The organism is Bacillus sp. FSL R5-0439, assembly GCF_038008805.1.
Classification (GTDB): Bacteria; Bacillota; Bacilli; order Bacillales; family Bacillaceae; genus Bacillus; species Bacillus safensis.
In genome coordinates this window covers 3,491,494-3,505,349 of record NZ_JBBOZW010000001.1, presented here as the reverse complement: position 1 = coordinate 3,505,349, position 13,856 = coordinate 3,491,494, and the positions used below count along the sequence as shown (strand labels likewise).

Here is a 13,856-nt window from a genome sequence, read left to right as displayed (position 1 = left end):
GCGGCGACATGAACAGCATTGAGATTCCAAGAGATTTTATCCTAGGTGCTGCGGCTTCTGCATGGCAGACGGAGGGCTGGAAGGGAAAGAGGGCGCATCAGGACTCGTACATCGATTTATGGTATAAGGAAGGGTATCACGTGTGGCACGAAGGCTATGGGCCAGCTGGTGCGACGAACTTTTACGAGCGCTATCATGAAGATGTAGCCTTAATGAAAGAGATTGGACTGACACATTACAGGACATCGATCAATTGGTCGAGATTTCTCATAGATTACGAGAATGGGATAGTGGATGAGGCCTACGCTCGTTACATTGATGATCTGATCAATGAATTAATCGCAGCAGGTGTAGAACCGATGTTTTGCTTAGAGCATTATGAGCTTCCTGCCGTTTTGCTTGAGAAGTACGGCGGATGGTCATCAAAGCATGTCGTCGATCTGTTTGTTCTCTATGCAGAAAAAGTGTTTGAGCGCTACGGGGACCGGGTCAAACATTGGTTTAGTTTTAATGAACCGATTGTTGTCCAGACACGTGTTTATCTAGATGCCATCCGATATCCGTATGAGCAAAATACGAAGAAATGGATGCAGTGGAACTATCATAAAGCACTGGCAACAGCAAAAGTGGTGAAGCTGTTTCAGGAGATGGGTTTGAAGGAATCGACAGGAGCCAAAATCGGGGTGATTCTCAATCCAGAAGTGACGTATGCAAGATCGTCTGCTCCGCATGACCAAGAAGCGGCACGTATGTATGATTTGTTTTTTAATCGAGTGTTCTTAGATCCTTCCATCAAAGGGGAGTATCCAGAGGAACTGATCGATGTGTTGAAAAAGCATGATATTCTTTTCGATTCCACAGAGGAAGAGCTTCAAATCATCAAGAATCATACGGTAGATGTCGTCGGACTTAACTTGTACTATCCGCATCGTGTCAAGGCGCCGAGTAAGGCTTGGAACGAAGGGACGCCTTTTCACCCATCCTATTATTACGATATGTTTGAGCTTCCAGGGAGAAAAATGAATCCTTTTAGAGGCTGGGAAATCTACCCGAAGATTGTCTACGATATGGGGATGAGGATAAAAGAAGAATACGGAAATATTGAGTGGTTTGTGGCCGAAAATGGCATGGGTGTAGAAAAGGAAGAACGGTTTAAAAAAGAAGATGGAATCATTGATGACCAGTATCGCATTTCATTTATCAGCCAGCATTTGAAGCGGGCACTTCAAGCGAAAGCAGAAGGATCAAATTGCACGGGCTATATGCTTTGGGCATTTACAGACAATGTCTCACCGATGAATGCCTTTAAAAACCGCTACGGCTTAGTCGAAATCCAGCTGGAAAATGAACGAAATCGACAGCTGAAAGCATCTGCGTATTGGTACCAGACATTAATCAAAACTAGGGAACTGACAGTTGAAACAGAAGTCATTTATCAATAGGAGTGATGGGATATGAAACGAATCATTCTCGCTTGTGCAGCAGGAATGTCGACGTCCATTGTGGTGTCGAAAATGAAGGCCGCCGCAGAAGCTAAAGGGCTGGATTACTATATTTATGCTATACCTGAAGGAGCCATTGCGGATGAACTAGAAGAGCATGGTGAGGTTGTAAAGGCGATTTTACTTGGACCGCAAGTAAGTTTTATGAAAAAAGCAGCAGAAAAAACAGCGGCACCTTATCAAATCCCTGTCGATGTCGTCAATGTGAGATTATACGGAACAGCAAACGGAGAAAAAATCCTAGATCATGCACTGAAACTAGCAAATGAATCTTGAGTAATTGGAGGAGAAGCAGATGACGGTATTAGAGGAAATGCAGGGAGCAGCCTTTCAAATCATTGCCCATGCAGGCGAGGCAAGAAGTCATTATGTAGAAGCGATTCGTCTAGCAAGAGCTGATGATTTTGAAAAAGCGCAGCAGTTGATCGAAAAAGGGGAGGAAGCGTTTCGAAGCATCCACAACCTGCACTTGTCGCTGATTCAAAAAGAAGCGGCAGGTGAACAGCTTCCGTTTTCTTTACTGCTGATACACGCAGAAGATCAAATGCTCACAACAGAGACCATTCATCTGCTCGCCATCGAGATGATCGAAATGTGTAAAAAAATGAATACCCTGTCAAAATAGATATCAATGAATAACCAATTTCTGTTATAATCATTCGGTAGATAAACAGAAAGCAGGATTGGTGAATGAAGAAAACATGTATGCTGATGACGGTTGGTCTTATGCTGCTGCTCATTTCGGGCTGTATGGGAATGAAGGAGCAGGCGGAAGGAAGCCAGCAAGTCGTCAAAGAGGAAAAGGGTCCATTACAAACAAAAGATATGCATCAGAAAAAAGAAACGGCAGTGATAAAGACACAAAACTGGATGAAGCAAAAGGAGCCGGTCGAGCTTCCAATTTTGATGTATCACAGCATCTCAAGCGGTAACTCGTTACGTGTGCCAAAGAGCGAATTTGCATCTCATATGAAATGGCTGAAGGACAACGACTATGTCACACTGTCGCCAGAAGAGGTGTACCGCGTTTTCACAACAAATTCGATGCCAAGTAAGAAGAGTGTCCTCATTACATTTGATGATGGATATACGGATAACTATACAAAGGCATTTCCGATTTTAAAGCAGTATGGAATGAAAGCAACGATTTTCATGATTGAGCAATCCATTGGCCGTCCGAATCACTTAACGGATGAGCAAATGGATGAGATGATGGCACATGGGATCTCGATTGAGAGTCATACGATTCATCATTTAGAGCTCAATCAATTATCAAAGCAGCAGCAGGAAGAGGAGTTAAAAGGATCAAAGACATTCTTTGATCAGCGATTTTCTCAGCGTACGAGAATGGTCAGCTATCCTGTCGGGCGCTATAATGAAGAGACGTTGAAGCTGGCGAAGGAAGCCGGATACCAAATGGCTGTTACCACTGAACCAGGACATGCGAAGAAGGAACAAGGCATGATGTCCTTGCACCGCATCCGCATTTCACCGGGACTTTCACCAGAAAGCTTTGGCAGGCTGGTCGAAGGGAAGTAACGATCAATGTTTCACATGAAACATTTTACGACAAGTTTCATCAAAATGAATCATGATATATCTAGGTTTCAAATGTCATGACAAGAGACACTTAGATGGACAGAACTTTCATGACCATGGGAGTTCTGTTTTTGAAAAAAATACTGCATTCAAACACTACATCTTATGAAACACCTCAAAGAAAATCTTCAAGTATCAAGCCCACCAATGAGGTAACAATCAAATTTGTTCAGCATCATAAAAACTGAAGAAACACTACTTTGAAAAACCAATTGAGAACAGAAAGGGAGAGGGAAATATGTCAAACTTTTTGGGAATCGACCATGTTCAACTAGCTGCCCCAAAAGGCAGTGAAGAGAAAGCTCGCTTGTTTTTTGGTGAAATTTTAGGGATGAAAGAAATACCTAAGCCTAGCAATTTAGCTAAACGAGGAGGTGTCTGGTTCCAATGCGGTCATCATCAGCTTCACATTGGCATTCAGGAACATTTTCAAGCTGCAAAGAAAGCTCATCCAGCTTTTCTTGTAAAGAGCCTATCAGAATTAAAAGAGGTATTATTGAAGCATCAGATTAGTATAAAAGAAGATGAGCCATTGGAGGGAGCCAATCGGTTTTATGTAGAAGATCCATTTGGGAATCGAATTGAGTTTTTAGAGAGAAGAGACTAGAAGACAAAAATAAGGCTGTCGAGATTTCCTCGACAGCCTACTTGTTATTGATAAACGGGATAGCCCGTCATTTTGATATCTTTTCCGAGTGGTTCCACGGTGAGTTGATCCAGTTCAATGGCATCACTCATGAGGCGTATGCCTTCGCCTCCGAAAAAGGAAGGGGAAAGTCGTCCGCCAATGAGTTTAGGCGCCATATAGATGACCAATTTATCTACAAGCTGCTGTTCTAAGAAAGAGGCGTTAATCTGGCCGCCGCCTTCAATCATGAGGGAGGAGATATTTTTTTCTCCCAGTACTTGAAGCACTTCCTGCAGGGGAACCCGCGTGTCGCTGTCAGTCATAAAGACACGGACGCCAGCTTCTTCTAAAGCCGCTCGTTTTTCCTCATCGGCTTGCTTTGTTGTAAAAATCCATGTAGGTGCCATCTGATCTGTGACGATCTTTGCTGTCAGTGGTGTAGACAGCTTAGAGTCTAAGACAATTCGAATCGGATTGTTTCCATTTGGAATCCGCGCAGTTAATGAAGGATCATCGTGAATGACAGTTTGAGCACCGACCAAAATCGCATCATTGATACTGCGGATATGGTGAGCATCATAACGGGATGTCTCAGATGTAATCCACTTGCTGTCAGACGTGGCAGAGGCGATTTTCCCATCTAAGGTAATGCCCGCTTTGAGCGTCACGAAAGGTGTTTTTTTCGTAATAAAGTGATTAAATACTTCATTCATCAGTATGGATTCTTGTTCAAGTACGCCCGTGATAACTTGGATGCCCGCGTCTTGTAAAATGGCAATCCCGCGGCCAGCGACAAGTGGATTCGGATCAAGAGCCGCGACGACAACGGTTTCGACGCCGGCTTTCACAAGTGCTTCGGCACAAGGGCCTGTGCGCCCATGGTGGGAACAAGGCTCAAGGGTCACATAAATCGTGGCTCCTTTTGCCTTGTCTCCAGCCATGTTAAGTGCATGAATTTCAGCATGCGGTTCACCGGCTTTCATATGAGCGCCGACTCCAACAATCTCATTCTCTCGCACAATCACAGCCCCGACGAGCGGATTCGGAGATGTCTGACCTTTCATTGCCCGTGCATTATCAAGGGCTAGCTTCATATATCGCTCATGATGTGGCAATCGTACGCACCTCTTGCTCCGCCTTCATGTGACCTGAGCGGTTGATTTTTGTCTGCAAGTATTTCTCGTTAAATTCAGAGACATCTCCCCAAAGCGGAATGCGTCCAGAAAGAGATAAACCTGCATGGCTGATCGCATCTGTCTTTTTCGGGTTATTGGTAATGAGTCTGACCGGCTTTGTACGAAGTGTTTGAAGAACGGCAATGGCTTCTTCGTATTGACGTGTGTCATCTTCAAAACCAAGTGCTTCGTTCGCTTCTACTGTATCATAGCCGTTTTCTTGAAGAATATAAGCCATGGCTTTACTGAATAGACCAATGCCGCGGCCTTCATGATTGGCTAAGTAAAACAGGGCTCCTGCTCCATTGTCCTCAATCATTCGCATAGACTGCTTCAATTGGAATCCACAGTCGCAGCGCTTGCTTCCGAAAATATCGCCAGTGTGGCAAATGGAATGCATACGGATAAGAGCTTCGTCAGCGTGCTCGAAATCCCCATACACAAGAACGCTTGACTGCTGATGATCAGCCAGCTGGCGCGACGAAAGGCTTTCAATTAAAGCTTCATCTGACAGTGGCTCTTTTCCATCGTCTTTTAACCATGAATACCAGTTAAACATCACGGTTCTGCCGTCTAAATTCACTGGCAGTTTAATGGGTCCAGTGATATAGATATACCCGTCTTCTTGCTGTACTCGTTTGATTTTATCTTTTAATATGGCTGTTTTAAGCTCTGTGTGTTTGTCCATATTCTGCACCTTCTTTTTAGTCTGTTTCTTCAATCTGTAAACGAACGAGAACGCCAAATGGATCAACAAATTCGCTGCTTTTTCCTGTCGTGTTGACTTGAGTGCCTGCTTTTGTCAGACGTTCGACGACGGATTGTCTGTCTGCTTCTTCTGGGAAAACCAGTGTATAGCTTCTAATTCCTGAAAAACGTGGATCAATGGCTCCTTTTCGTCCGCGTCCCCATGCATTAAAGGCAAGGTGGTGGTGGTACACACCAGCGGCGATAAATACGCTTGCTGGGGGAGCCATTCGGATATGAAAACCGAGCGTATTGACATAAAATGAATCCGCTTCTTCTGGGTTGAGATGGAAATGCAAGTGTCCCATCACTGTACCGGCAGGGAGTCCTTCCCATGTGGTATCAGCAGCTTCTTGCAGGAGGCCATCTCCATCAAGCGGTGCATTTCCGCCACCTTTCAGTTCTCCATGCTCACCGACCCAAATGTCCTGAGGACGGTCAGCATAAATTTCTACGCCAATGCCGTCAGGATCACTTAAATAAATGGCTTCACTGAAAAAGTGATCGCTTGCTCCAATTAAAGGATAGCCTTTTTTGATTACATGTGCCAGCCATGTGCCCAGGTTTTTTCTGGTAGGTAATAAAACAGCAAAATGATAAAGTCCTGGCTCATGATCAGGCTTTTCTTTCAGTTGTGCATCTTCTTTTAACAAAAGAATCGGTTCCTTTGCATTGCTGCCAAGTGTCACCGTGGAATCTGTCTTTTCTAATATAGAAAATCCTAAAATGTCTGTATAAAAAGGTAAAGAACGATCAAAGCTGGACACATGTAATTCTGTTACACCCAGCCTTAGCTGCTCAATTGTCTTCAAGCTCGGTCATCTCCTTCATGATATATGCATCGGCATGTTCAAATGTTTTTGAAAATCTATAAAAAATGAATACCTTGTTACTTTTAGTAACTAAACTATATAATAGTTAGTGACTTATTTCAAGTAATTAATTGTGTTATAATAAAAAAAAAGAGAAAAAAGCAGGAGGGAGTAAGATATGGCTCAAGTAGGTGGCTGTCCAATTACAGATGCCATGGAGATTCTAGGCAAGAAGTGGGTCATTCTCATCATCAATCAGCTTCTGACAGGGCCTAAGCGTTTTTGTCAGCTTGAAAATGAAATGAACATCAGCGGAAGATTACTATCAGAAAGGCTGAAGGATTTAGAAGCTGAGGGACTTGTTGAGAAAAAAGTATACCCCGATATTCCAGTACGGATTGAATACGAATTAACAGTTCAAGGGAAGAAAATTGAACCGATTATTCGTGAAATGTATGCTTGGTCTTTAGATCGTAAACACAGCAAAATAGAGGAACATGTTTCATCTTAATCCATTTCGATCAGTGTGTCTGATCGAAATTTTTTTGTGTGATTTTCCAGAAAACTAAGACAATAGTATGAAAAATGATGTTGACAATCATTTCATGCATTATATAATATCAAGGAGAAGAGGGTTCTTTTCCCTGTAATGGAATGGAGGTTATGCCATGGTATTATAAATGGGACAGATTGCCTAAAACTCGTATCAATCCATCATTTAGAAGCAGACATCTTTGACTTTTAGGAAGCAAAGATTTATTTTTTTAACTCAATTGATAATGATTATCATAATCATCTATAAGTGTGTTCCAGCACTTGTGAAGGTTATTTTTTTTATTATCTATTGAGAATAATTATCAATATCATTTAGGAGGGTTCACATGAAAGTCATTCGTTCAACATCACCCGTATTATTATTCCTTAGTTTTGTTCTATTATTTGCTCTAGCACCTGTTAGCTCGGCCTCAGCAGCTGGCTTAGCAGATGGTCAATATTCAGCGCAATATGTGGTATGGAAGGCTGATAGCGATTCGACTTCAACAGCGAATACGTATTTTGAAAAACCAGCCAAGCTTGTCGTAAAGGATGGAAAAATCAAAGCACAAGTCACGTTAACGAACAGCTCTTGGATCACAAGCTTTAAAACGCTCGATCAAGGTGTCTACAAAGATGCGAAGGTGATCAGTACAAATACAGCTGCGAATAAGAGAACCGTAGAATTCAATGTGAACAGCCTGACTGAGGTCTTACCAGCAAAAGTGAGTGTGACTGTACCGGTCATCGGATATACAGGCAATTACGACATTCGCCTCAAGTTTGATGCGGCAACTGTTCAATAGAAAGGGAGGAAATTCGCTTGATGAAAAAAAGAATGAAGCTGTCAGTCTTCATGGCGGTTTTTTTACTGGCACTTATGCTGCCTTTTTCAAACGCACAGGCTGCCGCATTAAAGGATGGTACATACTCCGTCAATTATACAGTGCTAAAAGCTGAAGGAAATGCGGTCTCAATGGCAAATGATTACTGGCTGAAGCCAGCAAAAGTGATAGCGAAAAATGGGAACCTGACAGTACAAATGACGATTAAAAATAGCAGCTGGGTAACGGAATTTAAAGTGCCGGGAAATGGCGGCTATGTCGATACAACCGTTCTCTCAACAAATAAAAAAGCCAATACAAGGCTCGTTCAGTTCCAAGCTCAAAGCTTGTCTAAACCGATCAAGTCCAAAATTCATGTCACTGTGAAATCTGCTGATTATGATCATGATTACACCATTCAGCTGAAATTTGATGAAAGCAGTATGAAATCGCTATCGTCTACCAGTGAAAATAAATCAACGGGTGCACAAGAAAGTCAGCAGCCATCAAAAGAATCAACAAACAAAGCTGATACATCCACAACGAAACAACAAGAAGACAACCCTCAAACTGGTGATACAAGCCAGATAGGATGGCTCCTTGTGTTTGTCTTATGTTCTGGCGGGTTTTTAGCAAGAAAGTGGATCATCAAGCATTAACGGAAGGAAGTGTCACCATTTGAAACGTCTTTTTCATCTAAAGGCAGCCATTCTGCTTGTTTTATTCAGTTTGTTGACTGCGTTTCAGATTCCTCAAGGAACAGCTCAAGCGGCATCATTCGTTGATGGGGAATACACAGTCGGATTCACCATTTTAAAAGATGGTACCTCAGAAGCGTCTATGATGGATACCTATACAGAAAAGCCAGCTAAGCTGATTATGGAAAATGGCAAGACAACAGCTTATGTCACACTGAAGCAAAGCAAAGAAATAACAGATTTCAAGGTTGAACAAAATGGTGCTCTCGTTACCACTGAAACGGTCAGTGAGGACGAAACAGCCAATACACGTGTGATCAAATTTGATGTCGCCGACTTATCAGCGAAATTAAACGGCTGGGTGAAAATTTACTGGGATTTAGGCGGCTTTATTTATGACGAAGCATATGACGTACAGCTTGCATTCGATCAAAGCAGCTTAACACTCGTTACGCCTGCAAAACCAGACGATAACGAAACAAAACCAGATGATCAAAACGGTACAAAGCCAGACGACAATGAAACTAAACCGGATGACCAAAACGGTACAAAGCCAGACGATAACGAAACAAAGCCGGATGATCAAAACGGTACAAAGCCAGACGACAATGAAACTAAACCGGATGACCAGAATGGCACAAAACCAGACGATCAACCGACAACACCAGGCAATAACAATGGCACAAAGCCAGATGATTCTGCGCAAAATCAATTAAAAGATGGCGTATATCGTATCAATTACAGTGTGTTAAAAGGGGATACGGATGAAGCATCTCGAATGAATCAATACTTCTCACATCCCGCATCCTTAACCGTCAAAAATGGAAAGCAGACCATTTCCTTTACAGTGAAGGATCATAAGTCTGTCGCTTCTTTGAAAACAGAGAAAAACGGTTCTTATCAAGAAGCAAAGACAGTGAGCACAGATGAAGCGAAGAATACAAGAGTGGTTTCATTTGATGCTGCTGATTTGAAAAAAGCGGTGAAAGGAAAAGTACACATTGTAGTAGCAGCCGCTAACTATGACCAAACCTACGATATTCGTTTTCAATTTGATTCAAAGAGTATCGCTCCAGTGAAGGACGGGCAGGTGGTAGAGGAAGAAACACCAGCTACACCATCACCAGAAACAAATAACAGCGGAGCTGATCAAGAGACTACTCAGCTAAAAGATGGTGTATACAAGCTTCCTTTCTCAATGAAGAAAGCAGACAAGGATGAGCTTTCCCGCATGAACGATTACGTCGTGAGCCCTGCGACACTGGTTGTGAAAAATGGCCGCCATTTCGTTTCATATAAAGTGAAAAACAGCTCAGCCATCACGTCATTCCAAGTAGGAACAGGCGGAAAATTTGAAGAGACACTTGTCGCGAAAACAGATCAAAAAGCAGATACACGTGTCATTCAATATGAAGCAAAAAGTTTAAGCAGTGCTCAGGCTGCACGCGTAAAAATTGATATTCCAGCTGCGAACTATCATGAGCAGTACGATGTCAAACTTGTCTATGACACAAAAGGAATCGCTCTCGGTGAGGGAAGCGGAATTTCAACGGTCATTGGAGACGATGAGAGTATCGGATTTGTCAAAAATCCAAATGATCACGATTCTCAAACAACTCAACTTGAGAATGTAGCACCAGAGGAAACGGGTGCGGAGCAGATGACATTTACGCCATCAGATGACCAAACCAAATCTGAGTCTGGACAGCTGAATCCGAAAACGGGAGATGCCTCTCTTCTTTGGGTGTATATTCTTTTATTCGGCGGTTCGTTATTCGTACTCGTCAGAAAATATCAAACACGGACAAGATAGTTCGTTTTATTTTAAGTGAGATGCGCCTTTTACCTCGGCGCATCCACTCTCTTTTTTCGAAAGGAGGCTTCTGTTTTTGAAGCATCGAATGTTATGTACCTTGATCGCTGCCTTCAGTGTGTGCATGATCTTATCGGGCTGCTCACAGTCAGCTGAAAGCTCAGCAAAAGGCAAAAAAAGCGCTGAATCAAGTGAGCGTATTGTAGCAACGACTGTAGCAGCCGCGGAGATCATGGATGCTTTAGAGGTTGATCTTGTCGGGGTGCCAACAAGTCAAAAATCCTTGCCAGCTCGTTACAAAGGACTGCCAGAAGTCGGCAATCCCATGAGCCCGGACATGGAAATCATCCAATCACTTCAACCGACAGATGTCCTGTCTGTCACAACCCTTCAATATGATTTAGAGAAACCCTTTCAGCAAGCAGGTGTCCCTGCCACATACTTAAATCTCGAGAGTATGGCCAACATGGAGAAGGCCATCACGAAGCTTGGGGATAAGTATGACAGGAAGAAGCAGGCTGAGCGCATTGTGTCTGCGTTTGAGCAAAAAAAGAAAGACATACAAGAGAAGACAAAAGGAAAACGCAAGCCGTCCGTTCTGATTTTGCTTGGTGTGCCAGGAAGTTATTTGGTGGCGACAGAAAATTCATATATTGGTGATCTTGTACGTATCGCAGGAGGAAAGAACATTGTGGAAGGCGAGAAAATGGAGTATTTGGAATCCAATACGGAGTATTTACAAAAAGCGAATCCAGATATCATACTCCGAGCCGCACATGGGATGCCGGATGAAGTCGTCAAAATGTTTGATCAAGAATTTAAAACAAATGACATCTGGAAACATTTTAATGCGGTCAAACAAGACCGGGTGTATGACCTCGAAGAAAGCTTATTCGGGACAACAGGTAATTTAAAGGCAGCAGAGGCATTAGATGAATTGACTCGTATGTTGTATCCGTCATAAGTTTGCGAATCTTAATGATAAAAGGACGTTCAAGATGAAAAAAACAGGATTTTTATTTCTGATAGTCAGTCTCTTACTGGTCTGCGTGTTTATTTATTCAGCCATTACTGGGAGCATTCATGTCACCCCCATTGAATTAATAGAAGGGCTCATCACCGGTCAACATGCACAGGTAGAAATCATTAAAGATTTGAGAATCCCCCGCGTGCTCATCGCGATGTTTACAGGGGCCGCCTTATCTGTCTCCGGTGTACTGCTGCAGTCGGTCATGAGGAATCCGTTAGCTGATGCCGGCGTCATTGGGATTTCATCAGGAGCCAGCTTCTTTTCATTAATGGCGATTACAGCGCTTCCTCAATTTTATTTCTACTCACCTTTATTTTCGGTATTAGGCGGGGCGATTGCGTGTTTCCTCGTATACGTTCTATCTTGGAAGGGTGGTTTAAGCCCGATCCGCATGATCTTAGTTGGGATCGCCATCAATGCCATGTTTACTGGAATGGCTGAAGCATTTGTGACCATTTGCAGCTATTTCAATATCACAATTAATCAGTCAGGACAGTCGAATCTCACGATGAAAACGTGGGGAGATGTCCGTTTAATCGGTGTCTATGGTGTCGTCGGTCTTGTCGTTGCACTCTTCTTCAGCAGATGGTGCAATCTCCTGGCCCTTCAAGACAAGACAGCGAAAAACTTAGGCTTGCGTGTGACCAGAATGCGCCTTTTGATTTCCATCACAGCCGTTTTACTTGCGGCAGTGACAGCTGCAGTAGCGGGCGTGATAGCCTTTGTCGGCTTGCTCATTCCGCACATTTCAAGAAGGCTTGTCGGCTCGGATCACCGAGTACTGATTCCATTTTCTGCGTTAAGCGGGGCTTTGCTTATTTTGACGGCTGATACGCTTGGCAGGACGCTTGTGGCGCCAAATGAGATTCCTGCTTCTACGATCATGGCCGTGATTGGCGGGCCGTTTCTGATCTTTTTATTAAGAAGGGGGGACCGTCTCCATGGACATTCGTGAGGTGTCATTCTCATATGACCAGCAGAAGGACATCGTTCAATCGGTCACAACACAGATTGAAAAGGGGAAAATCACAACCATTATCGGTCCAAATGGATCGGGAAAATCCACACTGCTTTCCTTAATGGCAAATAATCATTGTCCAAATAAAGGGCAGATTCACTTAGACGGGCAAGCGCTGAATGCGTTCAAGCCAAAGGAGCTGGCAAAAAAGCTGGCTGTCGTCCATCAGCAAAATGAAGCACCTCTTGATTTAACGATCGAACGGGTCGTGGCATTCGGCAGAACGCCGTACCAGACAATGCGCGGAGGAGACAAGGAAGAGGATGAGAGAGCGATAGAGTGGGCGCTGTCCAGTACAAAGCTAACGGACAAACGAAAGGTGCCGCTCGCCTCACTGTCAGGTGGAGAGCGGCAGCGTGTATGGATTGCGATGGCACTTGCGCAAAAAACACCGATCCTTTTCTTAGATGAACCGACAACTTATTTGGATATCTACTATCAATTTGACATTCTTGAGCTGATTCGTGAGCTGAATGCCAGGCATGGATTAACCATTGTCATGGTGCTCCACGATATGAATCAGGCTGTCCGCTACAGCGATATCATCATAGCGATGAAGGATGGACAGATTATCAGTGAAGGACAGCCAAACGATGTGTTAACAGAGGAAAACGTGCGGCACATTTATGATGTGTCCGTCACGATTCGACAGGATGCAGAAACAGGGATGTACATCGTGCCTGTTGGTATATAAGCTGGGCAAAAAGCAGGTGAGACAGTGTGAAACGAGGAAAACGGCTTTGGCAGCGGATGCTGACGATCGTTTGTTTAGGAGTATTGATTTATAGCGGTACAGCCATCGGCTTCGAACTTTTCGGTTATTATCAAAATCGCCAGGTGCTTGCAAAGGCTCAGACGATGTATGGACATGAAGAAATGAATGAAAAACGGGAGTTGGGAAAGATCCGTTCGTCATTTGATGAGTTGCGGAAGGTGAATGAGGACATTGTCGGCTGGATCAATATGGAGGATACGATGATTCAGTATCCGATCGTTCAATCTCGCGATAATGCGTTCTACTTAACTCGTAATTATTTAAAAAACGACACCCGGGCAGGCAGTATCTTTATGGATTATCGTAATGATGTCCTGCATGAAAGCCCAAATACGGTGGTGTACGGCCATCGGATGAGGGATGGATCCATGTTTGCTGGACTCACAAACTATCTAAAAAAAGATTTCTTTAATGAGCACCGGACATTTCAGTACGATACGCTGTATCAAAGCTATGAAGCGGAGATTTTTGCCGTGTATGAAACGACGGTTGACTTCGATTATATTCAAACCGATTTTCAGGATCTTGGCGAATATGCACATTACTTGCAAGCTGTGCGGAAGAAATCAATCTATCAAACGAAGACAGACGTGTCCACAGATGACCTCATCCTCACCTTATCGACCTGTGATCATGTACTTGCACCTAAAAACGGGCGTCTCGTGGTACAGGCAAAGCTAAAGAAAGTTTACTAGAAAAGG

Annotated in this window: 16 protein-coding genes; 13 read left to right on the top strand and 3 right to left on the bottom strand. The window is 43.4% G+C overall.

The window, feature by feature from the left end; genetic code table 11:
• The first annotated feature begins 8 nt into the window (after positions 1-8).
• The 5 genes from NST59_RS18090 (at position 9) to NST59_RS18070 (ending at position 3,708) form a co-directional block, all read left to right on the top strand.
• Positions 9-1,442 carry a glycoside hydrolase family 1 protein gene (locus NST59_RS18090; protein ID WP_064498840.1) on the top strand — a complete coding sequence of 478 codons (1,434 nt, stop codon included), beginning with the start codon at positions 9-11 and terminating at the stop codon, positions 1,440-1,442.
• 12 nt (positions 1,443-1,454) lie between these two features.
• Positions 1,455-1,778: a PTS sugar transporter subunit IIB gene (locus tag NST59_RS18085; protein WP_064498839.1), complete on the top strand. Its 324-nt coding sequence runs from the start codon at positions 1,455-1,457 to the stop codon at positions 1,776-1,778.
• A gap of 19 nt (positions 1,779-1,797) precedes the next feature.
• Complete coding sequence (locus tag NST59_RS18080) at positions 1,798-2,127, top strand: PTS lactose/cellobiose transporter subunit IIA (protein WP_024423898.1); 330 nt, start codon at positions 1,798-1,800, stop codon at positions 2,125-2,127.
• Between the two features lie 65 nt (positions 2,128-2,192).
• Positions 2,193-3,041: a polysaccharide deacetylase family protein gene (locus tag NST59_RS18075; RefSeq protein WP_047202938.1), complete on the top strand. Its 849-nt coding sequence runs from the start codon at positions 2,193-2,195 to the stop codon at positions 3,039-3,041.
• A gap of 298 nt (positions 3,042-3,339) precedes the next feature.
• On the top strand, positions 3,340-3,708 hold the full coding sequence (locus NST59_RS18070; protein ID WP_047202939.1) for a VOC family protein: 369 nt from the start codon (positions 3,340-3,342) through the stop codon (positions 3,706-3,708).
• Positions 3,709-3,752: 44 nt separating this feature from the next.
• Here the strand turns inward: NST59_RS18070 and ribD are convergent, their stop codons facing one another.
• From ribD to NST59_RS18055, 3 genes are read right to left on the bottom strand one after another with little or no spacing between them, the layout of a single operon-like run.
• A complete protein-coding gene (ribD, locus tag NST59_RS18065) occupies positions 3,753-4,844 on the bottom strand; it encodes a bifunctional diaminohydroxyphosphoribosylaminopyrimidine deaminase/5-amino-6-(5-phosphoribosylamino)uracil reductase RibD (protein ID WP_047202940.1) in 1,092 nt (363 codons plus the stop codon).
• Positions 4,831-5,592: a GTP cyclohydrolase II gene (locus NST59_RS18060; protein ID WP_024427515.1), complete on the bottom strand. Its 762-nt coding sequence runs from the start codon at positions 5,590-5,592 to the stop codon at positions 4,831-4,833. Before NST59_RS18060 ends, ribD begins: the two co-directional genes overlap by 14 nt.
• A gap of 16 nt (positions 5,593-5,608) precedes the next feature.
• Positions 5,609-6,463, bottom strand: coding sequence for a VOC family protein (locus tag NST59_RS18055; protein ID WP_047202941.1), 855 nt, complete (start codon positions 6,461-6,463; stop codon positions 5,609-5,611).
• 178 nt (positions 6,464-6,641) lie between these two features.
• Between NST59_RS18055 and NST59_RS18050 the strand changes: the two genes are divergently transcribed.
• The 8 genes from NST59_RS18050 (at position 6,642) to srtB (ending at position 13,850) form a co-directional block, all read left to right on the top strand.
• On the top strand, positions 6,642-6,974 hold the full coding sequence (locus NST59_RS18050; RefSeq protein WP_144489817.1) for a winged helix-turn-helix transcriptional regulator: 333 nt from the start codon (positions 6,642-6,644) through the stop codon (positions 6,972-6,974).
• 370 nt (positions 6,975-7,344) lie between these two features.
• Entirely contained in the window at positions 7,345-7,803 is a 459-nt protein-coding gene (locus NST59_RS18045) for an NEAT domain-containing protein (protein WP_144489819.1), read from the top strand.
• A 20-nt stretch (positions 7,804-7,823) separates the two neighbouring features.
• Positions 7,824-8,480, top strand: coding sequence for a heme uptake protein IsdC (gene isdC, locus NST59_RS18040; RefSeq protein ID WP_058838446.1), 657 nt, complete (start codon positions 7,824-7,826; stop codon positions 8,478-8,480).
• 19 nt (positions 8,481-8,499) lie between these two features.
• On the top strand, positions 8,500-10,332 hold the full coding sequence (locus tag NST59_RS18035) for an NEAT domain-containing protein (RefSeq protein ID WP_144489821.1): 1,833 nt from the start codon (positions 8,500-8,502) through the stop codon (positions 10,330-10,332).
• Between the two features lie 76 nt (positions 10,333-10,408).
• Positions 10,409-11,296, top strand: a complete 888-nt coding sequence (isdE, locus tag NST59_RS18030) for a heme ABC transporter substrate-binding protein IsdE (protein WP_059377273.1) — start codon at positions 10,409-10,411, stop codon at positions 11,294-11,296.
• Between the two features lie 34 nt (positions 11,297-11,330).
• On the top strand, positions 11,331-12,317 hold the full coding sequence (locus NST59_RS18025; protein ID WP_058838449.1) for a FecCD family ABC transporter permease: 987 nt from the start codon (positions 11,331-11,333) through the stop codon (positions 12,315-12,317).
• Positions 12,304-13,074, top strand: a complete 771-nt coding sequence (locus NST59_RS18020; RefSeq protein WP_064498835.1) for an ABC transporter ATP-binding protein — start codon at positions 12,304-12,306, stop codon at positions 13,072-13,074. Before NST59_RS18025 ends, NST59_RS18020 begins: the two co-directional genes overlap by 14 nt.
• A 26-nt stretch (positions 13,075-13,100) precedes the next feature.
• Entirely contained in the window at positions 13,101-13,850 is a 750-nt protein-coding gene (gene srtB / locus NST59_RS18015) for a class B sortase (protein WP_059377264.1), read from the top strand.
• Positions 13,851-13,856 lie beyond the last annotated feature (6 nt).

Excerpts from the sequence above, each read along its gene's own strand:
- NST59_RS18090 (WP_064498840.1), top strand. The coding sequence starts at position 9 with ATGAACAGCATTGAGATTCCAAGAGATTTTATCCTAGGTGCTGCGGCT.
- NST59_RS18085 (WP_064498839.1), top strand. The coding sequence starts at position 1,455 with ATGAAACGAATCATTCTCGCTTGTGCAGCAGGAATGTCGACGTCCATT.
- NST59_RS18080 (WP_024423898.1), top strand. The coding sequence starts at position 1,798 with ATGACGGTATTAGAGGAAATGCAGGGAGCAGCCTTTCAAATCATTGCC.
- NST59_RS18075 (WP_047202938.1), top strand. The coding sequence starts at position 2,193 with ATGAAGAAAACATGTATGCTGATGACGGTTGGTCTTATGCTGCTGCTC.
- NST59_RS18070 (WP_047202939.1), top strand. The coding sequence starts at position 3,340 with ATGTCAAACTTTTTGGGAATCGACCATGTTCAACTAGCTGCCCCAAAA.
- NST59_RS18060 (WP_024427515.1), bottom strand. The coding sequence starts at position 5,592 with ATGGACAAACACACAGAGCTTAAAACAGCCATATTAAAAGATAAAATC.
- NST59_RS18050 (WP_144489817.1), top strand. The coding sequence starts at position 6,642 with ATGGCTCAAGTAGGTGGCTGTCCAATTACAGATGCCATGGAGATTCTA.
- NST59_RS18045 (WP_144489819.1), top strand. The coding sequence starts at position 7,345 with ATGAAAGTCATTCGTTCAACATCACCCGTATTATTATTCCTTAGTTTT.
- isdC (WP_058838446.1), top strand. The coding sequence starts at position 7,824 with ATGAAAAAAAGAATGAAGCTGTCAGTCTTCATGGCGGTTTTTTTACTG.
- NST59_RS18025 (WP_058838449.1), top strand. The coding sequence starts at position 11,331 with ATGAAAAAAACAGGATTTTTATTTCTGATAGTCAGTCTCTTACTGGTC.
- NST59_RS18020 (WP_064498835.1), top strand. The coding sequence starts at position 12,304 with ATGGACATTCGTGAGGTGTCATTCTCATATGACCAGCAGAAGGACATC.